Raw genomic sequence first — 25,028 nt, 5'->3', positions numbered from 1 at the left:
AAAAAACCGGAAGCCAATGCGAATAATTATTTATTGGCGATGCCTGCCGGGCTCACAACCATCAGCCACGGCGTGAAGCTGCGCAGCGTGATCGGCAAGGTTTGAGCGAGCAATTGCAAGGCGTGGTCGCTGTCGTCCAGAGGAATCACCGCTGACACGCGCAGGCCTTGCAGTGCGGCACGATCGAACTGCAGGCGGCCGGAACGATGTCGCCCGATTTCATCCAGGATTTCGGGCAGGGGCCGGTTTTCCACCACCAACTGATGGCGCCGCCAGGCATCGTTGATGCTCGACGGATCGACGGTGCCCGCCAGTTGCACGTTGTCAGCACTCATCAAGGCCCGGGCGCCGGCATCGACCTCCAGTGTCTGCCGGCCACGGGTGCTGTGCGCGGCGACGCGTGACTGCAGCATGCTCAGCACCGTGACATCGCCCTCGCGCTTGACGACAAATCGCGTGCCCAATGCCCGCAAGGTGCCTTGAGCAGTCTGCACGATAAACGGCCGTGCGGGATCGTGGGCCACGTCGACCAAGATCTCGCCTTGCAGCAATTCGATGCGCCTTTGTTCGCCGTCGAAATGCAGGTTCGCTGCGCTGATGCCATTCAGGCTCAGGGTGGAGCCGTCAGCCAAGTGCAGGGTTTGCCATTGGCCGGGGCCATTGCGCACATCCGCCATCCACCGTTGCGGATACGGGCTGACAACCACCGCTGCCGCCGGAATCGCGAGGCTGGCGGCGAGCAGCAGGGCGCGCACAGTGTTTTTGCGGCGTCGCGCGTGCTGATGAGCGAATGCCGCGCCCAATGCGGCTCGCGCCGGGGCTTTATGCCCACGCAGCGCTTGCATCCGTGAGATGACCGCTTCCATGCGCGCGGCGGCTGAGGCGTATTGCGGGCCTTGCTGTTTCCAGCGCTCGAATGCCTGGCGCTGGGCTTCGCTCAATTCACCTTCGCTCAAGCGCAGCATCCATTCGGCGGCTTGTTCTTCGATCTGTTCGGGCATGGCCGGGTCAAGTATCCATGCTGTGGCCGCAATGCATCAAAGCCTGGATCAGGTATTTGCGCACCGTACGTTCCGACAGTTTGAGCTGCCGGGCGATTTGCTGTTGGGTCATGTCTTCGAGGTAATACAGCACAAACGCCTGGCGCGAATACACAGGCATGCCTTCGAGGATAAACGCGATGTGCTCAAGCGCTTCGAGGGTGGCGTGGATCTGCTCGGGAGACTGGAAGCCCTCAAGGGCATCCATCGTCAGTGCCAGTTCATTCAGGTAGGCCTGCTCTATTTGCCTGCGTCGGGCCTGGTCGATAATCAGGCGCCGGGCCGTCGTACTCAAATACGCCCGTGGTTCGCGAATGGCCGCCACGGATTCGCGCGCATTGAGAAGGCGCGCGAAGGTGTCTTGCGCCAGGTCGGCCGCGTTCTGGCGACAACCCAGCTTGCGCCGCAGCCACGCCAGCAGCCAGCCATGATGCTCGCTGTAGAGCAGGGTTATTTCCCGTTGAAATGGCGGTTCACCCACAGACATAGGCGTGGCTCAGGCGTTATTGAGAATGGTTTTTAATTGTGCGGGCAAGCGCCTGGTGAACGCAATAGATTCGCGTTTGGCCGGCATAAATCCGTGTTTTCGGGGGTATTGGCGGCCTCATGCAAAATATTTCAAATAAAGTGCATTTAAATCAAGACATTGCAGATTTTTGGTGTATGATGCCGCCCACACCGAAACGAAGGGTGATTAGCTCAGCTGGGAGAGCGTCTGCCTTACAAGCAGAATGTCGGCGGTTCGATCCCGTCATCACCCACCATTCGCTTCATGTGTTACGCGCAGCGGTAGTTCAGTCGGTTAGAATACCGGCCTGTCACGCCGGGGGTCGCGGGTTCGAGTCCCGTCCGCTGCGCCACATTTGCTTCCACTAAGGCTCACTGAGCGCTTGGAAGTGCCGGAAATAGCGGCTTTGAGTCGCTTTTTTCGTTTTCTGAATTCCATTGGGATCCATCTCCAGCCACGGTTTTTAAGTACACATTTAAGTACACCGCTGGCACAGCCTTTTACGATTCCTTGCGCATCAATTTTCGTATTGGTTCGTCTACCACTGGGTTGTATTCCCCTCCTTGATGCAAAAGGAGGTGTCTGATGGCTCTGACAGATACAGCGATCAAGCAAGCCAAGCCCGCCAGCAAGCCTTATACGTTAACTGATGGGGATGGCTTATCTCTGCAAGTGCCCCCGACGGGTTCGAAGCGTTGGCATTTCCGTTTCTATTGGCATGACAAACAATTGCGTATTTCCCTCGGCATCTATCCCGACGTGAGTCTAAAGGAGGCTCGTCAGCGGAGAGAGGCTGCACGTGTGCTGGTGGCCAACAATATCGATCCCCGATCGCATCGTCGTGCCGAGAGGCAGAGAGCCTCCCGTGCCGCCAACAACACGTTTGAAGCGGTTGCTGATCGTTGGCATGAGTTCCGAAGTAAAAAGCTGACGAAAAGCAAGAAGGGCAGTGCGGAGCAAGCCAGCAAATACCTAAAGAAGGACATGTTGCCGTGTTTGGGCGATCTTCCGATCGCGGATATTTCTCGTGGCGACGTGCTGGAGCTCATTCGACGAATTGAGCGCAGAGGAGCGCTGGTGTCTGCTCGAAAGGTGCGGACCTGGCTCAACCATATCTTTCGTTTTGCTATGGCGGAAGGGCTTATTAATGTGAACCCAGCAGCAGACCTTGATATCGTTGCCGAGACGCCGAGGCCGATCCGCCATAATCCCTTCCTCCAAGTTAATGAACTTCCAGGATTGCTCAGAGCCGTCACCCACTGTGAGTGTGCGGAAAAGACACGGCTTGGTATTCGTCTATTGCTTCTGACGGGCGTGCGTACAGGAGAGCTGCGGGCGTCGACGCCAGACCAATTCGACTTCGATAGGGGGATCTGGCTAGTGCCGCCGGAGGGGGTGAAGCAGCTCCGAAGTCGTGTGCGAACTCAGGGAAATGAGATTCCGCCTTATGTGATTCCGCTGTCTATTCAAGCAATTACAATCGTGCGGCGGCTGATGCAATTAAGGATGCGCGGCGCACGGTATCTCCTGGTTCACCGATACGAGCCGCAGGAAATGATTAGTGAAAATACCCTTAACACCGCGATTGGTCGGATGGGTTTCAAAGGAAGGCTCACCGGTCATGGCATCAGAGCCACCATCTCGACGGCGCTCAACGAGGTTGGCTTTGTAGAAGAGTGGATTGAGGCGCAGCTTTCCCACGCTGATGCCAACCAAATTCGGGCTGCTTACAATCATGCAGAATACGTCGAGCCGAGACGTAGGATGATGCAATACTGGGCGGACTTATTAGATGCGCTGGAGGTAGGCGTTCCGCTCCCTGAACCTGAAGCTTACATGTCGGAAATCGGACGACATTCAACTGATTGTATGAGCTTGAAGCGCGTAGCTGCTGATTAGCAGTCCGATTCAGGCTATGCGATCAAGGTCAGGGAGGATAGATTTGATAAGACCAATGATTCACATACTGCGGCTGGTCGCCGATCGGGGAAGAGGGGCTTCGAGAAAGCCAAAGTGTGGAGCACCGGTGAGTGCTACCAATGCGATCAACTGGTGCGACGAAATCGCATACGAATCAAAGGGGAGGTATTTCTCCGTGGGGTTGCTTGGCGCCTGAGACAATCACTCGACTACTAGCGTGCGGCGTTAGGCTTTTCATGGATCCTCCTAATAGTCTGCCGTCAGCTAGAGAGGTGGCATTGCGTTGCTTCTGTAAATATCGTTTTAGTTTGGATGCCGATTGCGTCCCCGCAGGCGGGCGAATCTCTCTTGCGCCGCTTGGCATTTCTCGTGTTGTTGCCACATCATGACGGGAGAGACTCTGTTAATCAGGTCTCCTGTACTGCCCGAACGTAGAGCAAACGGTCCTTGGAGCGACCTAGCACTTCACACCATCGGCTGGTGCGCATTTCAGCATCTATGCTCCCGGGTATGCGAAGTCGTGCTTGGCCGGCCCGTGGAAATCTTCCGCGAAGATCAAGACGGCGGTCAGCGTCCGATGCAACAAAGGCATTGAAGCTCAGTGATATCGCTACCGAAATTGCCCATGTCGAGGAGCTGGTCAAAGCCGGTCAAGCCGAGGCCTACGCCTTCATGACGAACATGAGTGTAGATGCGCCCGTGGCAGCCGCAATGCGTGCTAAATTCCGCGCGATTGGTGTGCGTAAGCCGCACATTCTCGGTCGCTAGTATGTCGTACGTATTATCAGGAGCAGCTCGCGCCTCCGGGCCCTCTTTCCGCAGGTCTACGGCCTAGGCGACCTCACCTCGATCGTAGATGAGCGGCTCAGCGAACAGAGCCGGGCGTTGCTTGACAGCTGAATTCCAAAGCTTCGCACCTATGTTCCTACCTAGGCTCATCGGGATGCGGTTGACGCGAGCTCTGAGCACGGAGTTGTACTGCTACTCGGTAATCCCGGTAGATCCGCGATTGGCGCCATCGTGTCGACCATGGCGTCGGAAAATCCAGACAATACCGTACTTGCTCTAACCGGACCGCGCGACTTTGAGGCCGGTTGGAATCCTAATGATCCAGAGCGCTTCTTCTGGATCGACGATGCCTTCGGCCCCAGTGTGCTGCGCGACGAATATGTGCAGGACTGGACGTCTGCCTTCTCCAAGTTGCGGGCCGCGATCAAGCATGGCAATCGATTTCTTCTAACTTTCCGAAAACATATCTATGAAGCGGCGCGGCGCCAGCTCGGGCAGCGCAACCTTGCCTAATTCGCAGGCCTTAGCGCCGTGGTGGATGACGGCGAGTCGACGTTCGAAGAGAAGACGCAGATTCTCTATAATCATGTAAATTTTGGTGAGCAAAGCCAGAGCTGGCGTTCGAGAATCTAACCGCTGTCGCTACGGTTCGCGATTTCCCCCCCCTTGGGTCGCCGCACGTCTTGGCGGCCCAAGCTTCACCTAGGGCCTAGCGCCCAGCGAAAGCTCACTCGTGCGCTTTATGAGGGAGCCGACAGAGCGCTTATTGTTACCGTCAACGCCTTAGATGATCCTGCAGGCCGCGCTCATCCTCGTGTATGTCCATCAGGCCTGATTAGATCCTAGCGATCATGATCCTTCGGCCGCACAGGCGGTCGCTGAGCTGACTGGATACACTCTCACTAAGATTCAGGATTGTTTCGCTGAGCTGAAGGGCTTGTTCTTGAAGCTTCCCGGATCAAAATGGACGTTCGCCCATCCGACGATCTCCGATGCCCTAACGGAGGTTCTGCGCCAGAAGCCCCATATGATGGCGGCGCTCATACGAGGCGCGACTATCGACACCATCCTGAGCAGTTACACTTTCGAGGGCTCCCCGCTCATTCGAGATATGCTGGTCATCCAGACAACGCTCTACGAATTGCACCGCAATTGGATGCTGTTCCACTTCCTCTCCTGTCGTTCGAGCGAGGCCGTGGTCGTCAAAGCCGTCGAGCAATTTCCCAATCTACTTCGACGGTCCGACTGGCAATCTGATCTCACTAGCAACGATCCCCGGATCGCCAGCGCCAGGTCCTAGTCCACAAACTGATCGGCTATTCTATTAATGTTACACCTCTTTCAGTAAGGACTATGCCAGGGAGTTGATCATCCATCTTTTCACGGTAATGGTCGATACGGTGTTGGTGGAGAAGCTATGACTATCCATGCAAGTCCGTATACCGAGCAGAGAAATACGGACTTCCCATGATCCTCGAGCCGTCTGATTAGGTCTCCAGTAACGGATAATCCGTATACCCTTTCGCGCCGCCCCCGTAGAAGGTTTGCGGGTCGGCTTCGTTCAGCGGTAGCTCATCACGCAGACGCTGTACCAGATCTGGGTTCGCCAGCGCCCAGCGCCCGACAGGTGCCATATCGGCAAGCCCGGCCTCGATGTCGGCTGCCAGGTGTTCGCGGGCGCGGTTCACCCGATTGACCAGCAGTACGCCTGGCCATGCCTGGCGCAGCGTCTTGAGTAGGACGTCATCCCCGTTGTGGGCTAGGTGCAGGTACGCCAGGTTGCGTTGTGCCAACTCGGCAACCAGCGTACGATATAGCTCGGCGTGCTCCGGCCCTTCTGCGATACCACCCAGTGCTGAACCCGGCGATAGACGAATTCCCGTACGCTCGGCGCCGATCTCGGCCACCACGGCATCAATCACTTCGAGCGCGAAGCGCAGGCGTCGCAGGATCGAGCCGCCGTAGGCGTCGTCCCGCTGGTTGGCATTGACAGCCAGGAACTGCTGGATCAGGTAACCATTGGCGCCGTGTATCTCCACGCCGTCAGCACCCGCTTCGATGGCACGGGCTGCAGCCTGACGGAAATCGCTCACAGTAGTACGAATGTCCTGCTCACTCATGGCGCGCGGCGCTGGCACTTGCTGCATGCCCTGGGGTGTAAAGATCTGCGCGTCTGGAGCGATCGCCGATGGCGCCAGAGCCTGACGGCCGTGGGCGGTGTTGGATGGATTTGACATGCGGCCGGCATGCATCAGTTGGATGAACAGATGGCCACCGCCGTCATGCACCGCATCGCTGACCTGACGCCAGCCAGCCACGTGAGCATCGCTGTGCAGCCCCGGGGAGTCGAGAAAGCCCTGGCCATCGGCACTGGGTTGTGTTCCTTCGCTGATCAACAGCCCCAGTGAGGCGCGCTGGCCGTAGTATTCCGCGGCCAACGGGCCTGGAGTGCCGCCGGGCAGCGCACGGCTGCGGGTCAAGGGTGACATGGCCAGGCGATGTGTCAGGTTGAGGTTGCCGAGCTGGATAGGGTCCCAGAGCGAGGTCATAAGGTATCTCCTGCGGATGAGTTGAGGTGAAGCGTACGCGTGAGACACAGATTATTCTGTTCCGTATTCTGTGAGTAGGGTTTAATATTTGGACTTAATGTCTCATAAATGGATCAGTGATGGACCTTTCAGCCTTGGCGGACTTCAACCTCGTTGCAGCCCATGGCGGTTTCGGCAAGGCCAGCCGCCTCAGTGGACGTCCCAAGGCCACGCTTTCGCGGCGTGTCATGGACCTCGAGCTAAGCTTGGGCGTTCGGCTTCTGGAGCGCGGGGCACGGTCTTTGCGCCTGACTGAGGAGGGACAGGTGCTGCACGACCGCACCCAAGGCTTGCTCGACGATATCGTCGAGGCGGGTGAACTTGTGTCGGCAGGGCAGAGCGGTCCACGCGGTCACCTGCGGGTCAGTGCCCCGGTACTGTTCTCCCATACCTTGCTTGGGCGCCTGGCTGTAGGTTTTGCCCAACGCTATCCGCAAGTACGCTTGGATATCACCGCCGAAGACCGCAATGTCGATCTGGTCGAGGAAGGTTACGACGTAGTGATCCGCGTCAATCCCAGGGCGGACGCACTGCTGGTGGGGCGCTGTTTTGCCCGCGATGACATGCTGCTCGTGGCGCCGGCAGCTTTGCCTCGACCCACCGCATATAGCAGCGGCGAGATTGCCGAGGTACCGGTCGTGGCGTTGGCCAACCGGTTCGATAACGGGCCCTGGTACTACCAGGACGGTGACGCACTAGGCGCGGTGATGCCTAATGTGCGCCTGCGCCTGTCATCGTTGATCATGATCCGGGATGCGGTGCTCGCCGGCGCGGGGGCCGCGTTGATCCCTCGATCCTTGTTGCTGCGCGATGAGCAATTGGCGAAGCTGTCGATCTGGGGGCGCATGCCCGACAGGCCGATCGAGCTATGGGCCCTGCATGCCTCGCGTCGGCTGGTTAGTCGCAAAGTCTCGGCGTTCACCGATTACCTGTGCGAAGCCTTCCCCGATCAGACGCTCAGTCACGGATTCTCAGTCGATTGACCTGTCGCCCGCAAGAAACGCCAGCAGATCGCGGAGCACGGCGCCCTTTTGCTCGATCATTAGGTAATGGCCGGCTTCGGGATATTCGAGGTACTGCGAATGCCCGATCATCTGCGCTGCCAGCCGGCCGGTAGTCGCAGGTGGGGCGCTCTCATCGCGGGCGCCATGCAGGATCAAGGTCGGCACCTTGATTCCAGCCAAGTCCTGGCGAAAATCGGTGGCGTACCAGGCTTGGGCGCAGGCTGCGATAGCGTGCTCAGAGGACTGGTAAGTCTGGGCCAGATACCAGTTGCGCAGCCCCGGCTCCGAGAACGAGGCCTGCGCATAGTCCCCAAAGAAGCGCTGTCGATCCTGACGCAACGCCTGCATCAAACCGTCGAAGGCTGCCGGCGGCATGCCGTCGGGGTTGCCTGGGGAACTGGCCAGTTGCGGTGTCACCCCAGCCAGCAGCACGATCGCTGCGATGCGGCGGTCGCCGTGACGGGTCAGGTAACGTGCCACTTCGCCGGCCCCCATCGAATACCCCACCAGCGTGACATCTTGCAGGTCCAAGTGCTCAATCAGTTGCGCGAGGTCGTCGCTGAGTGTGTTGTAGTCATAGCCGCTCCAAGGCTGGTCGGAGCGTCCGAAACCGCGGCGGTCATAACTGATTACGCGGTAACCGGACTCGGCCAGGCGGGTGGCATGGTGATCCCAACTGGCAGACGACATCGGCCAGCCATGGATCAGCACCACGGGGCGGCCGTGGCCCCAGTCATTGTAGTGCAGGGAAACGGTGTCCGAGGTCAGCAGCATAGGCATGAGAGTTGAATCCGAGCAGGGAAGGAGCGGATATTCTCGCTGGGGCGACGAGAGAAGAATAGCACCGAAATCGGGACGCGCTGTTCCGGATCATGGACACCAGTGCATCCCTGAAACATGACTTATCATCCGTCCGACACCAGACATTTGAGCAATGGCATGAGGCCATGGATCGCACCGGCCCTGTTGGCCAAGCTCGCGGGTTGCTCCGACAGCCCCTCGGAGCTGCGTCCTGCGCGCCAGCAGAGCGATGCGTGCTGGACCTACAGATCGTTGATGACCGCGCCCATGGCGCCGGATGCCATGGCGCTGTTGCGTGAGGCTTGCGGAAAGTCAGAGGCAGGCTGAGACTCAGCGCGCCTGGGTTAATGTCAGAAAATAGCCGTAGAGTCCGCATACCAAACTCCCGCGAGCCGTAAGGCAAACCTGGAGTGGCCAGGCGATCACGAAATAGAATGTGCCCGTGCGTTGCGGTGAATGGCTCCAAAGGTCTCGCTCGGTGAATACCATCCGTTGTCGTCGAGTGGTGGCCAGCCTCGCTTACTGTGAGGGGCGCCTTGAAACCGAGGATTTGCGGTATTCTCTAGGGTTTTCTGCAGACTATAGTAACGGAACAGAGCGCTCTCGGATGGTGGAGCTGGGCAGGGAGCAGAGTTTTGCTCAATGGGACCAAAACTAGAGCTCTGCGCCCAAAAAAAAGGCCGGCAGTGCATATTTAGGCCTTATACAACCGGCTCTACTCTTGGAGGTAGACCTGGTCGTTCGCGATCTACTATTACACTCTCGCCGGCATCTTGAGCGGTTCGTAGCGCATGCTGTTACATATAGTCGAAGTGTCTGGTTGTGACGGATCTCCATTTTATGGACTGACGGTGTAACCGTTGATCGAATCGCAATCCTTCAGGTGCACGGTGCAATGTCTAAGAAACTCGCGTGTCGGCGTCGCGCCACTAGAGAAGGCAGGGTAATACGAACCGTTGACCTCGGTCCTTTTCACAGTCCCTACAGAAATTACTCGCTGCAGGCCCTTGGGGTGAACTGCCTGCGGCAGGGTGCTTAGCTTCAGCCCTCATCTCGCTGAGGCGTTGAGCTTCGTTCAGTTCTCTTTCCATAGAAGTGTCTGTTTCTCAGATGATTCAAGGTCAGGAAAACGCGGTAAGTTCGCCCAACAGTAGGTAATGGATGGCGTTCCCATCAAGTAGGGGGTCCACCCCGTTAACAACAACACTTCGAGTAAGCTCAGATCGAGCCGAAGGAGTGTTCGTGTCCAAAGTATGAAACACAGTCCCGACTCCAAATGGAAGGCTATCGATACGGCCTGTCGCTCAGAAGCCTACTGCCGCCAGGCAGCCTGAGAAGCCGGCCAAGCTCCGAGCCTGCTGAATCGCTGGGATACTTCATCCTTTTTGTGGAGGTGCTCCCAATTACGCACCTTTGGACGAGCATGTTAAAAATGCGAACATAATTATCAAACCTTGTCTTCGAGGAGGCCTGGGGTGATAGCTTTGAAAATACCGACTCGGGAATATGAGAAACGCTCCCATAGTCCGTGGCTTTCATCAACTTATCGGGTATGACTGCGATATCGGGCTCAGCAATGCCATCAAATTTGTTTCGTCCAAAAATAACAGTGTCAGATCCACAAGGCGCTCGGTCCTGATGTTTTTCTTAAAATACGACCCACTCATCAGTAGAAGGCATTGTTGGACTAGGGTGAATAGTTGTTTCCTGCACGGTACCATGAAATGATTACCACCCAGTTATTACAGCTCTCTAATACCCGACTAACAGTTTTCAAGGGGGCTTTGGTTGGTTTTACAAACCGTCCCAAGCCTGTGTGAGCAAAAATCGTAACCGTGTCAGGTGCGTTCGAAAAAGTGATGTTAACTCTGCTTCATAATTTCGTTCAAGATGAAGTGTTTTTATCTCGCCGGTGTGGGTTCCATCAGAGTTATATATGACATTATGAAGAGTCGCAACAAGACGTATCTTGCCTGCCTCCTAAAGTAGATCAGAAAGCGATTCGGCCGATAAAGACATTGTCCCATCAGCGCGGTGAATGCCACTTGGAGTGTGCTCCTTTGCAGTGAGTTAGACTGGGTCTTCAGCGATTATATTGAGACTAATTCTGTGTGGATTGTAAATTCACTAACTCCAAAAAGTGAACCTGGGTATGTAAGATATTGCTATCTTTAAGTGTTGGTTAGCATGACGGCCCATCGGGTTAAATCGGGTGATTATGAGGTTTAGTCGCTCTTGATAATTTTCACGTAATTCAAGATGTTCTTTAGCGTACATGGCGTCGGCCAATGAATAATAATAGAGTCTGTATTTTGGTCTGGTATAATGGTTAGTTCCAAATGCAGCTCCTTTGGAGTCGGCTTAGTAACTTTCGAAGCTGTCCAATTTTTGTAGCAATGGGAGTGGCATGACGACGGAGCGAGCAATGCGGGTCGTCATGTATTTGCTTGCCAGGTTCCGTAAAGTTGTACTCTGAAAAGAATAGTTTGAAATGTGAAAGTGAGAGTCGGCTAGATCTAAAGTGGTTGGTGGTGGAGTGGTGCTGTTGTTTGTCTTAGACGAGCAGTTACCCGTTACTGTTATCAGGAGAATTAGTAGGGCTAGTTTTGTTGTTTTGTTATATTCATTGCGAGCTCGTTGTAGTGCGCTTTAGGTTGTGTGGGAATTTACCTATGATTTAATTTTGTTGTCGGTGTATTTTCTGACTTGCATGTTGATTTATTTGATTTATTTGATTTATTTGATTTTGTCTCTATTTTTTGGAAGATTAATTCGGGTGTTTGAATTTGTCTTGTATCTGGTAAGTGTATCTTTAGATTGTTTTTATTGGCGTGGCTGTATGGTTTCTGGCGGTGAGTCTTGCCGTTTTTCTGGCTCAAACTAGGCAGTGACAGCAGTAGCGACACTGTTACCTACAACACTGGTAGCTGTCCGCCCGATGTCCAAGAATTGCTCCACACCAAGGATGAGCAATAGGTCTGCCTCGGGGGTGTGGAACATAGCTAGACTAGAGGTCGCGACAACGAATGCCGCACGCGCGATATCGGCTATCCCTTCGCTCGTTACCATCAAGGTCAACAGGATCAGGAACTGCTGCATTATACTCAGTTCAATGTTATAAGCTTGGGCGATAAAGAGTATTGCAAACGCCTGGTACATCATCGAGCCGTCAGGGTTGAATGAGTAACCCACGGACAACACAAAGCTGGAAACCCGCTTTGGGTTTCCGAACTTTTCAAGTGTCTCCATAGTCTTTGGATAGGCCGATTCGCTGCTCGCAGTGGAGAACGCCTGCAGCATTGGCTGCGAATGAGATTTGCTAGTTTGAAGATTGAATTGCCGAGGAAGAAATAGCCCGCGACAAAAGTGAGAAAGGCACAGTGCGGAAATTCCCAATTAGAACTGCGCGATAAGTTTTCCGTAGCCCATAACAGCGAGGCGCCTTCAGTCGACAATGCTGATGCGATCGTCGCAAACACCCCAAAATAGCGCGAAACTCATGGTATAGCTCAGTGAGTTTTGGCATGATTTTGGCCAGTTCGTCAATGCAATCTGCCACCTCCGAATGGCTCGCACGTTTGAGGGCCACGGTGGCGAAACCAAAGAAAATTGAAAACACTACGATCTGAGAAATTTCGTTGTTAGCTAGTGACCCGGCAAAGTTGCGAGGGAACACATGACTGATAAAAACCTTGATGCTCAGGTCGCTCCCTGCAACGGATGTAGCACTGCCAGCCTCAGAAATAGCAGACAGATTGAGTTCGGCCCCTGGCTTGAAAAAGTTGGCCTGAATTATGCTTGTCAGAATTGAAGAAAAAGAGGCGATAATGAGCCACACCATCGCGCGCGCCCACTCGTTCCACTGAGCGTGAAGTGCCCATGCTGGCCATTCCGCCAACCAAAGTTGCAAATACAAACGGGCCGATGATCATCTTGATCATCCGCAAGAATGATATCAGTAATGAGGGAGAAATAAGAGGCGATTTCTTTAGCTGGGTCTGGGCTATTAGCCAAAAAATGACATGCGCATCCCACAACTACTCCCGAAATTATCCCATATGCAATGCGGCGTGGAAGTTTATTTTTGTTCATCGCGCTATATCATGTATTTGAAATTTGTGGCTTGTGGAAAATATCAAGGGTGGGATTTTATTATCGGTGGCTGTTAGTGGGTGATGGGCTTTTTATGCGGCGTGCTACCTCTTGTGGAAGTGCGCTCACAAATCTTAACTCATCTAAAGCTACTGTCCATATTATTACTTGAAATGTCGTCATCAGTAATTATATGGCGCACTGAATTGGATGGTGTAATCGCACTCTTGGAGAAAGGCGTATGATAGTTACCGGTTTTTCAGCTGGATTCTGACTAAATATGATAGCGCAACCAGTTTTGCTATATAGTCTTCGCGAGCTTTGACAATCGCATCCATAAGTTCGCTATGCTGGGCACTCGACAATTGTGCGGCCTTATTATCGGCAGCTCTAATTCGCTTGATCAAGTTCTCATAAGAAGCGTCAATAGATTTTAGGTGTGAAACTAGCGGTGTCGCATCTATGATTTGCATGAAGAGTTTGCCTCAGTTGAGTAAAAGTTGTATCATCCTAGGGGAGGGCGTCATCCCGCACGCACAGCAAGGGCCTTATTAAGTTATGGGCTTTTAAGTGTTTTGGCAAAATAGGCTTATAAGTTTTGGAGGTAATGTAATTTAGTTTTTTGTGTGACATTATAACTGTGTAATGGGTAGCATAGCTTCAGAAGTAATTCCTGTGAATCGATTGCTCTTGGGGGCGCGAAAGTGGAAGTACGTAAACCAGATGGTGTGTGTTTTATAGGGTCTGGGGTGCTGAGCGGAATGTTTGGTAATGAGATACTTGAATAGGGAATGATAACTCACGAAAAGTTAATTGTTATAACGCCTTTCTGCGGGGAGAACATCGCTGCTCCCGCTTAATAAAATTACTTCCTGCATGGTTGCGTTGCTATCGAAACGTCTTCCCCTTCAAAGTAAGAAAGGATGAAGCACGAGTTCCAAACCAAGGATTGCGATGAAGATCAGAAACCATCGCCGGAAAGTCGCTTGATTTATACGCTTCCGTACAGTTGTTCCAACGGACATGCCAATCAATGCGGGAATAACTGCGAGAGTAGACAGCAAGATGTTGTCAAGTTGGAATATTCCGCCGTGAACTAAGCCCGCTGTGAGTGCAACTGTAGATACAGTGAACGATAGTCCTAATGCCTGGATTAGTTCATCTTTGGAAAAACCAAGGGCTTGGAGATAAGGAACTGCGGGAAGTGTGAAAATCCCAGTGCCTCCGTTTATTACTCCGGTGAGCAATCCGACTACAGGCGATAGGGGGCGCTCAATGCGCGCAGGGACCGATAATGGTTTGGCCCACAGACCGTGTATTGCATAGAAAATCAGGGCGGAGCCCAACCCTATGCTTGTATAACTCGTATTGGCATGTGTTAGAAGCCACGAGCCCGCGAGCGTGCCAACCACGATTCCGAGCATCATCAACCAAAGTCTCTTCACCAGGACTAAAAAATCGGGCCCTGTGAATAGCTGCCAAAAATTGGTGACGAATGAGGGAATTACCAAAAGCGAAGCTGCGCTGACCGGCGGCATAATGGCACTAAGGACCCCCATGGCAACAGTTGGCAGGCCCATTCCGGACGCGCCTTTAACGATGCCGGCAAAGAAGAATGTTGCTACGACAATCAGTACATGTGGCGAAAGGTAATCGAACATTTTGACACCCAATTGGATTCTGTTGTGTGTATGTTTAAATAAATTGATGGCAAACTAGCATGTGTTTAAGGTTACAAATATTTAAAAAATCACGCAAAAAAGCATGAAGAATTATTTTTCTGACCGAAACGAAGGGCTATTTCGTAATCCAGTCTATTCTCGCCGCTTTTATGCCACAATTGGGAATTTCCGATTTTAACGTTCGGTAAAACCGAAGGAAGAAAAATGCGCTTTGATTTGACGGATCTGCGGTTGTTCCTGGCCGTGGCTGAACAAGGGAGCCTCACAAAGGGCGCCGAAGCCATGAATTTAGCGATTGCTTCCGTAAGCCAACGCATTTCCGGAATGGAGTCTTTATTGGGTGCACTGCTTTTGGAGCGAAACAGTCGCGGGGTAACAACAACTGCGGCCGGTGATGCCTTGGTCCGCCATGCTCGTCTGATCCTTGCTCAAGTTGACCAGATGCGTGGAGAGCTGCGTAGCTACGGCGCTGGTCTGAAAGGGCGTATTAGGCTCTTGTCGAACACTGCTGGACTGGCTGCTTTCCTGCCGCGTCGACTCAGCAGTTTTTTAGTGGCTCATCCAGACTTGTCTGTTGATCTCTATGAGCGGCCAAGCACAGAAATTGTCCGGGCCATTCTGGAGGGGCGTGCCGATCTAGGCGTCGTAACCTACACGGCGGGTTTGGCATCATTGCAGACACGAATGATTAAACAAGACCAGCTAGTTGTTGCAGTGAGCAAAAAGCATCATCTCTGCAAACGACCTTCGCTTGCTTTTGCAGAGGTTGTGGGTGAGCCTTTTGTCGGCTTGTCCGATGCGGCGTTGGAAGCGTACTTAGAGGAACGTGCAACTCGGTTAGGACTGCAAATTCACTACCGTATTCAACTCAGACGAATCGAGCACATGGCAATGATGGTCGCGTCTGGTATTGGTATCGCTATTTTTTCAAGGGCTTCTGTAGGGGATTTGGAAGGCTTTGCGTTGACGATGGTGCCGCTGCAAGACAGTTGGGCGCTTAGGGAACTCCATCTTTGTGCGCGTGATTTTTCAACGCTCACGCCGCATGCGGGCTTACTCGCACGACATCTCATGGAGCCTAAGGACTGTACCTCTGCACCTTAAAACTAGCATGTGTTGCCGCTGACCGAAAACTGACCCAGGGGGGACAAAATCTGCACTGTTTATGCAACGAACTCCAGGCTCTCATGATACTCAACGGGACTGAGAGCGCCGAGGGGAAATATTGATTATACCAGCGAATGTATGAGTTCAGGGCCTGAATGAACTGCTCGATGCTCGTTGACTGCCAGTTGCGAGGATAGAGCAGCTCTGTTTTCAGCCGGTCAAACAAGCTGCGTTATCAGGTTGGCAGCCCTTGCGCGACATCGAACGAATCAGCTTCGCATCAGCGATGCGGAATAACAAGCCGGGCCAGCGGTAGTGCGCTCCACGGTCGGAGTGAACCACAGGCCGTTTATCGTTGCCCGCCACCATTTCGACGGCAGCGTCTAGCATCGTGCTCACAAGTTCGGCGTCGGGACGCGTGCCGATCGATCAATTGATGGACCTCCCATCGAAGCAGTCGATGACGGGAGGCAGGTACACCTTGTCAGCCGGGATCTGGAACTCTGAGATGTCATTTAGTCTTTTCTCATTCGGAGCAACAGCTGTGGAGTCGCGGTTCGCGAGATTTTCCGACGCGCGAATGATCTCCCCGAGGTAGAAACCGTATCGAGACCGTTTTGCCTTGACGACGGCCAGGCAATCCTGCTTCATCAAGCGCTGCATAACCTTATCTGGCAGACACACCGTTGCCGGTTCAGCGAAGCCCTCATACGCCGGTAGCCATAGCAGCGATGATTATGCACGAAGATTTCTGCCATGGCGCGATGTACTTCAGTGTAGTTTTCCGCGCCCTGCATTCGGGCTCGATGATAGTAATAGGGATTTCGGGCTAAGCAGCTCAGAAATGTAGTGGTCTACTAACCCCGGACACCTTTTTAGGCGAAGATGATCGCCACACAGAGGTGTTCAATGAGCAGACAACGACGTACTTTCACCCCTGCCTTCAAGCGCGAGGCTGCCAGCCTGGTGCTCGACCAAGGCTATAGCTGCCCTGAGGCCGCCAAACCCCTTGATGTAGGGGAAACGGCATTACGGCGCTGGGTCGCCCAGTTGCAGCTGGAGCGTGGAGGAGTTACGCCGACTGCCAAGGCGCTCACACCGGAGCAGCAGACGATTCAGGAGCTTCAGGCCCGCATCAACCGGCTGGAGCTTGAGAAGAAAATCTTAAAGGAGGCCACTGCGCTCTTGATGGCCGAGGAACACGGGCGCAGACGTTGAGGTCGATTCGGCAGTTGGCCAAGCACTATCCCGTTCAACTGTTGTGTTCAGTGTTCGAGCTGCCCCGATCCTGTTATTACGCCCATTTGGCCCGGCGGCGTCGTATCGATGTTCGCCGGGTGAGCCTGCGCAGCCACATCAACGAACTGTTCAGCCAAAGCCGTAGTTCTGCCGGTAGCCGCAGTATCGCTGCCATGCTTCGCGACGAGGGCATCGAGGTGGGACGCTTCAAGGTCAGAGGTTTGATGAAGGAGCAAGGATTGATCAGCAAGCAGCCCGGCTCTCATGCGTACAAGAAAGCGACAGTTGAACGTCCTGACATTCCCAACCTCCTTGATCGGCAGTTCACCGTGGCAGCACCGAACAGGGCCTGGTGCGGCGACATCACCTACATCTGGGCGCAAGGGCGATGGCATTACCTGGCCGTTGTGTTGGATTTGTATAGTCGCAGGGTGGTGGGTTGGGCGATGTCTTCCAGACCCGATGCCGATCTGGTCATCAAGGCGCTCGACAGAGCCTATGAAATGCGTGGCAGGCCACGAGATGTCATGTTTCATAGTGATCAGGGAAGCCAATACGGCAGCCGCAGTTTCCGCCAGCGACTGTGGCGCTATCGGATGACTCAAAGCATGAGTAGACGGGGAAATTGCTACGACAACTCGCCAATGGAACGGCTGTTTCGTAGCCTGAAAACCGAGTGGGTGCCGACGGTCGGGTACATGACGACGGCGTTGGCCGAGCAGGACATTGGTCGATACCTCATGCAGCGATATAACTGGACGCGGCCACATCAGTACAACGGTTTTGTGCCGCCGGCGGTTGCTGAGGAAAAACTCAATTCCGTGTCCGGGAATTGTTGACCACTACAGAAAAGGAGTGTGTCTGCCTCAGTACATCAGCCATCAATGTCTTCTCCCGGTTGGTCAGGATTTTCTGGTCGACCCCCGTGTCTTTTTTATGAGTTTATTCGCCCTCATCAACAGGTCGTGTTCAAGCCACAGCCGCGCAAGTCGAGCCTGAGAGATTCGAGTTGTCGTTATAATTCCTCCGGTCCGGTGAGGATGGAGATTCTAGTCGGCGCTTCATGGATGCAGATACGTCTGGGCCGAGTCGTTGGTTTTTTTTCGGTTGTACAAGGTCGGCCTACATACGCATAGTTTTTCAGCCAGGGCTTTCGCACTTTCTTTTCGCGTGCACAGCGCGATAACCGCCGCTTGCTTCATCGTTGGCGGGCGAGTCAACCCGTCAGATCGCCCAACAACACGCATATGTAACTCGGGGGTGCAATTCGTAAATCCGGGCACGCAACGAATCCCGTGCCGGGTAGCCCAGCGCCTGGACTGTAGCGACGATGTTGCAGCTGTGTTCGAGAATGTACTCGACAGCCTGTTCCTTTGGACCAGTAAGTACTTCGACTTCGAGGTTTCGTAGCCACGCGCCAGGTCGAGACATCACTAATACTCTGCATATCAGCTCTTCAAAAAGTTCTTCGCAGAGTAGCCCAACTGAAGAATCGTTACCCCAATGCGTTTTCCCACTTTTATGTAGAGCTCGACCGCTCGAATGGAGTCTCCGTATGAATACATGAGCTACTTCCAAGTAGTCCAAGATTTTCGCTGCATCCCCCTGGCGCAGTTTTCAATCAGCGCCAACAAACAATTCGCACGGCGGTTTTTCGGAATGTTTCAATGTGCTCTGGTAATTCAAGAAAATATGTTCGTTCGGATTGAATTAAGCATAAACCGAGTGTTGAGATACGGCTGATGTAAGAACGGACTGATCGCCAACGGCGAGGCTACCGAGTGTGAGTTGCGCCCGGCTGATGCGGCCGTCAATTGGCGGGCGGGCCTTAGTAAACTCGAGGTTTATTGCGGCGGCGGTCAACATGGATTCGTTCGCATGCACCTCGGCAAGGCTCTGAACGTTAGCGCCACTCTTTTGTTGCGCTTTTTCTTTCGATACAGCGCCGATGACCAGCTGTTTTGCGCGTAGGTCCTGTTGGCTGGCGAGTGTAATCGAAGCACGAGCACGTGCTAGCTGTGTTCGTGTTCTATACTAACTCGATGCAAAGGGCGTTAATCGGTGACGAAAAACAGGTGACCGTTGTTGACCTCAAAGCCTTCCCGGTAATCTGTCTGAGTGATGTCGCCATTAGCACGAGGGCGAATCTCTACTGTTTCAATAGCAGCTACTCGTCTATTGAAATTATACCAGGTTCTTACCATTTGAAGGGATGCGCTGGTCATCGCGACAGGGAAGGGGGCTTGATCGGGCTTCATACGGCAACCACGGATTAACAATATAGTCGCGAGAACTCCGTTTATGGTTATTAAATTGGCACGAACAGAAGTACATTTCTAATATTTATTCACGAGTAGGCTAGTTTCCAATTTTGGGATTTCTCGTCGGTCGATTGATTGGCGCTAGTTGCTTCTTTTTTTCTTGTTCAGCCTTTTCGCGATCTTTCTCTTCGTGCTTTGCAATTTCCGCCTGTTGTTGAACGAAAAATGCCCTAGTCCTTTCATGAAAGATCTGCAGTGCTTCCGCGCCGTCAGAAGCATAAGCGAAAAAAGGGAGGGTTAAAATTAGCATTGCAACAATCTTTAGAAAATATTTCATGGTGTCTCCTCAGGTTTGATGCGCAATGAAGCGCCAGATAAAATTCAGGTTGGATATGCACTTGGTGTAGGTTTGTAATCAAGGCTCAATAAGCGAGTACGGGAAACCTCTCCTGAGAGAAAGTGTTAAGTTCAAAGAGGGAAGATGCATTCGAGTAGAAGTTTACGGGGTCTTAGTTCTGGATTTTTGTCTGTACGGTATTAACGCAACGTTATCTCTACTGTGATGTTGGTAAGGTTCATGGTTGTGAGTCAATACTAGCGCGCTGATTGTCGTTATAAGGCTTCTTTTTTGCGTGGATGACGAGCAGCAGCTTTCGTGGAATTCAGCCGTGCTCACGGTATGCCATTAGCGTACATGACTAGGTACAGCGGTTAATTTAGACTGTGTATCTTAGTGCTATTAGCGAGGCGGCCTGATCCAATCGAAGTGTTTTGTACCTATGCCCTCGTTGGGCTTTACGTTAGAAAGATGCACGGCGGTTTCTACGTATGGGCTGGGTGTTCGATCGAGCTGTGGATACGTGTACTTTAGAAAAAAACGATACTCAGATAAACTGGATGATACGTTTTGTTTTTACGGAAACCCGTACAATGGCATTTGACCGATTGGAAGCGATGCGAGCATTTTGTCGAATCGTTGAAGTGGGCAGTTTCAGTCGCGCTGCTGAGTCGTTGAATCTGGCCAAGACGACGATTTCAGGTCAGGTTCAGGCTCTAGAGAACCTACTTGGTATAAAGTTACTGCATCGGACGACCCGAAAGGTTTCCACGACTGCCGAAGGCGCGGCCTACTACCGCCGCGCTCGAATTGTCCTGGAGGACGTCAGCGAGCTTGAAGCTTCTGTTTCTCGAAATCGCAACGCAATTCGCGGTCATATCAAGATCGAAATGCCGTCCCCAGTAGGTATTTTGTTGATAGCTCCCTCATTACCGGACTTCGCTGCCAGGTTTCCTGAGATACACCTGGAGATCAGTTGCAATGAGCGCGTCATAGATCTTGTAGAGGAGGGCGTGGATTGCGCCATTCGCGTCGGGCGCGTTTCGGATCAAAATCTGATCTCCCGCCCAATCGGAGTGATGCGTTACTGTTTTTGCGCTTCTCCTTCCTATCTGATTCGCGCCCCGAACCTTGATGTCCCCTCCCATCTTGCTGAGCATAAACACCTAGGTTTCAAGTTCCCGGCTACTAATAGGCGGCATCTGCCTACACTTGTGCGCGGAGAAGAGCGTTTCACTCTTGATCACCCTCCAACGGTGTATTTCAACAACGGCGCAGCTGCAGCTGCAGCCGCTGTGGCGGGACTAGGTGTGGCGTTTCTTCCTAGGGCGCAAGCCGATTCACATCTGAGAATAGGAAGTCTGGTCGAAGTGTTGGCTGACTGGCAAATGGCGAGCCTGCCTGTCTCATTGGTATATCCCGCGACCCGTGACCTTTCGGCAAGAGTTCGGGCTTTTGCCGACTGGGCTACTACCTTAATCGCGAAAGATCCTCTGTGGGCTCCGAAATAGTGTTTAAAGCGGAGTTAGTGTCCTCACGGTTTGTCTGGATATCGCTCGAGGTGAGTAATATGCTGAATAGAGAGCGGGCAAAAAATATAATCGTTAACACGGACATTTCATGGGGCTGTGCTAATTATCGCCTCTTCTCTGATGGGGGAGGTCCGTCAATGGAGGGGCTTGCTAAGACAGAAGACCTGATGGGTTTGTTGGGGCGATATTTTTAATGTTCAGATAATCGAGGCGTGATATCCACTGGATTTGAAGTGACCAGCCATAAGAATTTAGCCCCATCGTGAGAGGGCTTCGGTCATTTCGCGCAAAGATCCCAAACTGGCACTGATTGTGGGCCCAGAGAGTACATAGTGGAAACTTTAGATCGCCACAGCAGCGAAAAGCGTTCGGTAGCAGATTCTGATCACAAAAAAAATGCACAGCGTGTTGTCTTTGGCGCAGGCAGCATAAGGAAACTAAGAGTTGAAATTGAAGCATTGGGGATTACGCGAGTACTGATTCTTTGCACGTCTAATCTGCGAGCACTCGCTGAATTAGTAAAGGTAACAATCGGCTCCGAACAAGTAGCTGGTATTTTTGACCAGCCTACAACGAATATATCTACAGAAAATGTTCGCGAAGCATGTTCTTTGGCAAAGAAATGTGTAGCGAATGGAGTAGTTGCCATAGGGGGGCGACGCAGCTATTGATGTCGGTAAATCTATTGCCCTAGAGTTAAATTTACCCACTCTCGCAATTCCAACAACGTACTCTGGATCAGAAATGATTAATGCGTTCGACTTAAATGACAGGGAAACTACAAAAACTATATCAAATAACGAGATTTTGCCTCGTACAGTTTTGTATGATCCAGAGTTGACCGCTGATTTACCTTTAGATTTTAGCATTTCTAGCGCTATTAGCGCAATCGCTCACGGGGCCGAAGGTCTATATTCAAAAAGCCATGATCCAGTAACTAAGTTGATTGCACAAGCTGGTATAAAAGCCCTTGCTCGTGCGATACCTACATTGCGTAGGTACGGCGACGGTATCAGTGAAATGGGCGATATTCTGGCGGCACGCACCAATGCACTTTATGGTGCCTGGTTATGTGGAAGTGTGCGTAATAAAGTTACGATGTCCCTGCATTACCAACTGTGCCAAATACTTTGTCGAGGCTTCAACTTATCTTATGTTGATGTTCACTCAGTGATTGTTCCTCATGTGCTAGCCTACAACGAAATCTTCGAGCCAGAGGCCATGGATAACATTGTGAATGCCATCAGCGCGCCGCATGCTCCTCAGGGGATGTACGATTTGGCATTCAGTAACTGTGCCCCTACAGCCTTACGCGATATTGGCATGCGAGAATCGGATCTAATACGCGCGCGGGAACTAGTCATGATGAGTGAGCATGTGAATCTGCGCGGGCTTGAAATAAATGCTTTTAGCGTGTTGCTACGCAATGCCTTTGAGGGACGCCCACCTTGTAGCGTATAGAGCTCAAGCTCTTTCTCAAAGCACGACTCGGTGGTCGCTCACTGTTCAGTTAATGAGTCTGGTTTTGTGTCGTTTGGGTTGGGTTTGTCAACTCAAATCACTGTGCCGAAAAGGTGTTTTGGTCGGAAGGTTTTATCTCCTGTAAATCTGGTTGTCACATCTGCCAAGCGACTCTGTTCTTCATTTTCTCGATCTGCAGCTTCCAATCCGCGTGCAATTAACTGGGCCTTGATCGATTTCGCTCAAGCCGCATGCTGAATCGGATGCTTTGACGCCGAAGATCGTTGTTGTGACTCCGAATAAAGCCGTAGCCCAAGTCTGTGTGTCGACCAAACTGGAAAAATCACCCGGCAGCTATTGGAGGCAGATTGCAGACTAAGAATTTTGCTTCTGATCTGAGGTCGACCCCGAGCGGGGGGCAAGATTGTCGTACGTTATTCTATCAGCTCACTGGTGTCATGTATGCCCCATTGCCCGAGCACCACATCAGCGTTGGTTTAAATACCACGCGCCGACTGCGTTGTGTTTCATAGTTAAAGCATTGTTTTTCGCCACTTCCCGAGTCGTTAACCTCCCCAATCAAAGCTTGAGTCGGAGAAAATCTCTGGTCGGATAGAAACAGTATTAACGGCCACTTATCGACGGGAGGATGCATGATGCATTTGACATACCTGATTGAAAGCTCGGTCGAAGTTTTGTTGTGTTGTAAGCCACCTGGATGCTGACCTGATACTAGATGCATGCCACGGTTCGGTACCACCCGATTTCGAGAATCTAAATGTGTCTATATCAGCGTGCTGCGCCTTTCCGTGGGCGGTGCTGTGATTCCTCCACAGAGATAGGGAGGGTATAGCAGTTCCTTGATCACGAAGTCGCGTCCTACATTAATGCAAAACGAAAATTGCAGAAATGCAAATTTGAGAGATCACATCTAGTGTATAAATACGGTGGAACGCCATCAAAGGATGGCTGAGTTTTAAGCTCTATGACCTCATGCAATCGTTTGGTTGATTTCATTTATATCCAATAAATCTAAAAAAGAGATATAGCATGAATTTCAGTAGAAGAAATTTTTCGAAAATCATAGGCGTAGGTGCACTTGCTAGCTTCGCAGGTCCCCTTTTTTCTACAACTGCGCTGGGTAAGCCCAGCAGGATCAGCAGCAAAAAACAAATTAAGCGCGGATTATATTTGATAAAAAATGCGGCGGTTATAACGGTTGATCCAGATATCGGAACTCTTCCCAACGCCGATATACTGATTAGAAATGGCATAATCGAACGTGTAGGGCAAAACCTTACAGAAAAAGATGCCGATATTATCGACGCAACGAACATGATAGTAATGCCTGGCTTTGTTAATTCGCACTATCATATGTGGAGCGCTATTGGGAGAAGCTTTACGGCTAGGAAAGAAGGGTTTTCTTACTATCCCGCAAAGTTTGCTACTTCAGCACTTTACACACCAACTGATTTTTATAACAGTGTTATGTTGGCATCGGTAGAGTTAGTGAATGGGGGAACTACAACGGTACATAACTGGTCCCATAATACTAGGTCGCCCGAACATGCGGATGCAGAGTTACAGGCCCTCGAAAATTCTCACATGAGGGCCAGATACTCATACGGCCATGTTGATCGTCTCGGGCCTGATAAAGTAAACCCTTACAACGATATTGATAGGGTTCAAAGTCAATGGTTCGGCAGGAATGACAAATTTGAAGGGATGGTGCACCTGGGGTTAAATCTAAGAGGTACACTTCAAAGTGACAAGGCAACTTTTTATAAGGAGATGGAGTATGCGAAGCGAGTAGGGCTTCCAGTAGCCATCCATGCACCGCAAGAAACTCCTAACACAGCAGATGCGGTTGAATACGAGCGTCGCGGATACCTCGGGCCGGACTTTTTGATTGCACACTACATATCTGCCAGTAACGACGATCTTGCAGCCATGGCCAGGACCAAAACGCCAATCACGATAGCAACTCATTCGGAGCTCAGGCTGAGCAGCACGGGAGATGCGCGAGCCGTGATTATGAAGATGCGTGAAGCAGGACTTTGTATATCTCTTTCATCCGATGCTACTTCAATCGCTCCGCCGGACATGTTTGAAATGATGCGATTTACATGGAATTTAGGTGTCCCTTGGGTAGGAACGGAAAATTCCGGTGCTAGTAAAATCAGTGTGCATGAAGTAATTCAGATGGCTACACTTAATGGAGCGATTGCGCTCGGATTAGGCGACATGGTTGGTTCTATTAGCGAGGGTAAACGCGCTGATATTATCATGCTTAGATCGAATGATTTAAATATAGCACCAGTCAGCAATTTCGAGACTGCAGTAGTTCAAAGCGCAACAGCCAATAATGTGGATACGGTTATTGTTGACGGTAAAATTGTGAAGCGTGGTGGGCGGCTCATAGGTTACGACGAGACTAGAATAATCAATGACGCTCAGAACTCGGCCCGGCGAATTCGCGCTGCAGCCGGGGAATTACTGGAATCATAAGCTAAATGTTAATATCTCGTATGTCGTTTAAGGCTGAAAATATGCCCATAAAATACTACACAGATATGTCGAACATGCTCTACTATCTAGGTTTATTCACATTCTGAATGTGGGGCATGATGAGTAGTCTTTCACACAGGTTAGGTTGGAACGATCTAA

19 protein-coding genes, 2 tRNA genes and 3 pseudogenes are annotated in these 25,028 nt (G+C 52.0%); 14 read left to right on the top strand and 10 right to left on the bottom strand.

Annotation, left to right across the window (positions count from 1 at the left end; all coding sequences use genetic code 11):
- Positions 1-26: 26 nt before the first annotated feature.
- Both AB4P94_RS27890 and AB4P94_RS27885 read right to left on the bottom strand, forming a co-directional pair.
- The gene (locus AB4P94_RS27890) at positions 27-1,001 is read right to left on the bottom strand and encodes a FecR family protein (RefSeq protein WP_395608343.1); all 975 of its coding nucleotides are present in this window, start codon (positions 999-1,001) and stop codon (positions 27-29) included.
- A gap of 7 nt (positions 1,002-1,008) precedes the next feature.
- Positions 1,009-1,527 carry a sigma-70 family RNA polymerase sigma factor gene (locus AB4P94_RS27885; RefSeq protein ID WP_395608342.1) on the bottom strand — a complete coding sequence of 173 codons (519 nt, stop codon included), beginning with the start codon at positions 1,525-1,527 and terminating at the stop codon, positions 1,009-1,011.
- Between the two features lie 201 nt (positions 1,528-1,728).
- On the opposite strand from AB4P94_RS27885, the gene AB4P94_RS27880 reads away from it, so the two are divergent.
- From AB4P94_RS27880 to AB4P94_RS27855, 6 genes are all read left to right on the top strand, one after another.
- Positions 1,729-1,804, top strand: a tRNA-Val gene (locus AB4P94_RS27880).
- A gap of 19 nt (positions 1,805-1,823) precedes the next feature.
- Positions 1,824-1,900 (top strand) — tRNA-Asp (locus tag AB4P94_RS27875).
- Positions 1,901-2,133: 233 nt separating this feature from the next.
- A complete protein-coding gene (locus AB4P94_RS27870; RefSeq protein WP_016970244.1) occupies positions 2,134-3,447 on the top strand; it encodes an integrase arm-type DNA-binding domain-containing protein in 1,314 nt (437 codons plus the stop codon).
- 612 nt (positions 3,448-4,059) lie between these two features.
- Positions 4,060-4,236, top strand: a complete 177-nt coding sequence (locus AB4P94_RS27865; protein ID WP_016970246.1) for a hypothetical protein — start codon at positions 4,060-4,062, stop codon at positions 4,234-4,236.
- A gap of 210 nt (positions 4,237-4,446) precedes the next feature.
- Positions 4,447-4,770 carry a hypothetical protein gene (locus AB4P94_RS27860; RefSeq protein WP_335739932.1) on the top strand — a complete coding sequence of 108 codons (324 nt, stop codon included), beginning with the start codon at positions 4,447-4,449 and terminating at the stop codon, positions 4,768-4,770.
- Between the two features lie 430 nt (positions 4,771-5,200).
- Positions 5,201-5,557 (top strand): hypothetical protein, encoded by a 357-nt coding sequence (locus AB4P94_RS27855; protein ID WP_196775080.1) that lies wholly within the window; start codon positions 5,201-5,203, stop codon positions 5,555-5,557.
- Positions 5,558-5,744: 187 nt separating this feature from the next.
- Here the strand turns inward: AB4P94_RS27855 and AB4P94_RS27850 are convergent, their stop codons facing one another.
- Positions 5,745-6,806, bottom strand: a complete 1,062-nt coding sequence (locus AB4P94_RS27850) for an alkene reductase (protein WP_395608341.1) — start codon at positions 6,804-6,806, stop codon at positions 5,745-5,747.
- 119 nt (positions 6,807-6,925) lie between these two features.
- Between AB4P94_RS27850 and AB4P94_RS27845 the strand changes: the two genes are divergently transcribed.
- Complete coding sequence (locus tag AB4P94_RS27845) at positions 6,926-7,828, top strand: LysR family transcriptional regulator (protein WP_016970250.1); 903 nt, start codon at positions 6,926-6,928, stop codon at positions 7,826-7,828.
- Here the strand turns inward: AB4P94_RS27845 and AB4P94_RS27840 are convergent.
- Positions 7,817-8,629 carry an alpha/beta fold hydrolase gene (locus AB4P94_RS27840; RefSeq protein ID WP_016970251.1) on the bottom strand — a complete coding sequence of 271 codons (813 nt, stop codon included), beginning with the start codon at positions 8,627-8,629 and terminating at the stop codon, positions 7,817-7,819. The two genes, AB4P94_RS27845 and AB4P94_RS27840, sit on opposite strands and share 12 nt — an antisense overlap.
- Before the next feature lie 159 nt (positions 8,630-8,788).
- On the opposite strand from AB4P94_RS27840, the gene AB4P94_RS27835 reads away from it, so the two are divergent.
- A complete protein-coding gene (locus AB4P94_RS27835) occupies positions 8,789-8,977 on the top strand; it encodes a hypothetical protein (protein ID WP_016970252.1) in 189 nt (62 codons plus the stop codon).
- 2,553 nt (positions 8,978-11,530) lie between these two features.
- On the opposite strand, the pseudogene AB4P94_RS27830 reads toward AB4P94_RS27835, so the two are convergent.
- Together AB4P94_RS27830 and AB4P94_RS27825 are read right to left on the bottom strand one after the other, a co-directional pair.
- A pseudogene (locus AB4P94_RS27830) lies at positions 11,531-12,742 on the bottom strand (dicarboxylate/amino acid:cation symporter).
- 908 nt (positions 12,743-13,650) lie between these two features.
- Complete coding sequence (locus tag AB4P94_RS27825; protein ID WP_016970255.1) at positions 13,651-14,403, bottom strand: sulfite exporter TauE/SafE family protein; 753 nt, start codon at positions 14,401-14,403, stop codon at positions 13,651-13,653.
- A gap of 225 nt (positions 14,404-14,628) precedes the next feature.
- Between AB4P94_RS27825 and AB4P94_RS27820 the strand changes: the two genes are divergently transcribed.
- Positions 14,629-15,528: a LysR substrate-binding domain-containing protein gene (locus AB4P94_RS27820; RefSeq protein ID WP_016970256.1), complete on the top strand. Its 900-nt coding sequence runs from the start codon at positions 14,629-14,631 to the stop codon at positions 15,526-15,528.
- Between the two features lie 59 nt (positions 15,529-15,587).
- On the opposite strand, the pseudogene AB4P94_RS27815 reads toward AB4P94_RS27820, so the two are convergent.
- Positions 15,588-16,364: pseudogene (locus AB4P94_RS27815) on the bottom strand (IS3 family transposase); the annotation flags it as partial.
- A gap of 76 nt (positions 16,365-16,440) precedes the next feature.
- Here AB4P94_RS27815 and AB4P94_RS27810 point away from each other — a divergent pair.
- Positions 16,441-17,609 (top strand): IS3 family transposase gene (locus tag AB4P94_RS27810; RefSeq protein ID WP_395608340.1). Its coding sequence is split into 2 segments (ribosomal slippage): positions 16,441-16,702 and positions 16,702-17,609, totalling 1,170 coding nucleotides; the frame shifts between segments, so codons are not numbered across the junction.
- A gap of 7 nt (positions 17,610-17,616) precedes the next feature.
- Here AB4P94_RS27810 and AB4P94_RS27805 read toward each other — a convergent pair.
- The 3 genes and pseudogenes from AB4P94_RS27805 to AB4P94_RS27795 all read right to left on the bottom strand — a co-directional run.
- A pseudogene (locus tag AB4P94_RS27805) lies at positions 17,617-18,335 on the bottom strand (IS3 family transposase); the annotation flags it as partial.
- A gap of 489 nt (positions 18,336-18,824) precedes the next feature.
- A complete protein-coding gene (locus AB4P94_RS27800; RefSeq protein WP_130886733.1) occupies positions 18,825-19,028 on the bottom strand; it encodes a hypothetical protein in 204 nt (67 codons plus the stop codon).
- Between the two features lie 100 nt (positions 19,029-19,128).
- Entirely contained in the window at positions 19,129-19,368 is a 240-nt protein-coding gene (locus AB4P94_RS27795) for a hypothetical protein (RefSeq protein WP_395608339.1), read from the bottom strand.
- Between the two features lie 593 nt (positions 19,369-19,961).
- Between AB4P94_RS27795 and AB4P94_RS27790 the strand changes: the two genes are divergently transcribed.
- The 4 genes from AB4P94_RS27790 to AB4P94_RS27775 all read left to right on the top strand — a co-directional run bounded on the left by AB4P94_RS27790 (position 19,962) and on the right by AB4P94_RS27775 (position 24,869).
- A complete protein-coding gene (locus AB4P94_RS27790; RefSeq protein ID WP_016970263.1) occupies positions 19,962-20,879 on the top strand; it encodes a LysR family transcriptional regulator in 918 nt (305 codons plus the stop codon).
- 353 nt (positions 20,880-21,232) lie between these two features.
- Positions 21,233-21,571, top strand: coding sequence for an iron-containing alcohol dehydrogenase (locus AB4P94_RS27785; protein WP_157786650.1), 339 nt, complete (start codon positions 21,233-21,235; stop codon positions 21,569-21,571).
- Complete coding sequence (locus AB4P94_RS27780; protein WP_080519959.1) at positions 21,567-22,361, top strand: iron-containing alcohol dehydrogenase; 795 nt, start codon at positions 21,567-21,569, stop codon at positions 22,359-22,361. The genes AB4P94_RS27785 and AB4P94_RS27780 overlap by 5 nt, the downstream gene beginning before the upstream one ends.
- A 1,050-nt stretch (positions 22,362-23,411) precedes the next feature.
- Positions 23,412-24,869, top strand: coding sequence for an amidohydrolase family protein (locus tag AB4P94_RS27775; RefSeq protein ID WP_016976645.1), 1,458 nt, complete (start codon positions 23,412-23,414; stop codon positions 24,867-24,869).
- Positions 24,870-25,028: the final 159 nt, after the last annotated feature.

Source organism: Pseudomonas sp. B22129, from assembly GCF_044218875.1.
In the GTDB taxonomy this organism is placed as follows: domain Bacteria; phylum Pseudomonadota; class Gammaproteobacteria; order Pseudomonadales; family Pseudomonadaceae; genus Aquipseudomonas.
Note: the sequence above shows the minus strand (reverse complement) of the source record. Positions and strands in the feature narration are given on the sequence as shown.

What these genes read in the sequence shown, in the direction of transcription:
- AB4P94_RS27890 (WP_395608343.1), bottom strand. Translation starts at nt 1,001, where the DNA reads ATGCCCGAACAGATCGAAGAACAAGCCGCCGAATGGATGCTGCGCTTG.
- AB4P94_RS27885 (WP_395608342.1), bottom strand. Translation starts at nt 1,527, where the DNA reads ATGTCTGTGGGTGAACCGCCATTTCAACGGGAAATAACCCTGCTCTAC.
- AB4P94_RS27870 (WP_016970244.1), top strand. Translation starts at nt 2,134, where the DNA reads ATGGCTCTGACAGATACAGCGATCAAGCAAGCCAAGCCCGCCAGCAAG.
- AB4P94_RS27850 (WP_395608341.1), bottom strand. Translation starts at nt 6,806, where the DNA reads ATGACCTCGCTCTGGGACCCTATCCAGCTCGGCAACCTCAACCTGACA.
- AB4P94_RS27845 (WP_016970250.1), top strand. Translation starts at nt 6,926, where the DNA reads ATGGACCTTTCAGCCTTGGCGGACTTCAACCTCGTTGCAGCCCATGGC.
- AB4P94_RS27840 (WP_016970251.1), bottom strand. Translation starts at nt 8,629, where the DNA reads ATGCCTATGCTGCTGACCTCGGACACCGTTTCCCTGCACTACAATGAC.
- AB4P94_RS27835 (WP_016970252.1), top strand. Translation starts at nt 8,789, where the DNA reads ATGAGGCCATGGATCGCACCGGCCCTGTTGGCCAAGCTCGCGGGTTGC.
- AB4P94_RS27825 (WP_016970255.1), bottom strand. Translation starts at nt 14,403, where the DNA reads ATGTTCGATTACCTTTCGCCACATGTACTGATTGTCGTAGCAACATTC.
- AB4P94_RS27820 (WP_016970256.1), top strand. Translation starts at nt 14,629, where the DNA reads ATGCGCTTTGATTTGACGGATCTGCGGTTGTTCCTGGCCGTGGCTGAA.
- AB4P94_RS27800 (WP_130886733.1), bottom strand. Translation starts at nt 19,028, where the DNA reads ATGAAGCCCGATCAAGCCCCCTTCCCTGTCGCGATGACCAGCGCATCC.
- AB4P94_RS27795 (WP_395608339.1), bottom strand. Translation starts at nt 19,368, where the DNA reads ATGAAATATTTTCTAAAGATTGTTGCAATGCTAATTTTAACCCTCCCT.
- AB4P94_RS27790 (WP_016970263.1), top strand. Translation starts at nt 19,962, where the DNA reads ATGGCATTTGACCGATTGGAAGCGATGCGAGCATTTTGTCGAATCGTT.
- AB4P94_RS27775 (WP_016976645.1), top strand. Translation starts at nt 23,412, where the DNA reads ATGAATTTCAGTAGAAGAAATTTTTCGAAAATCATAGGCGTAGGTGCA.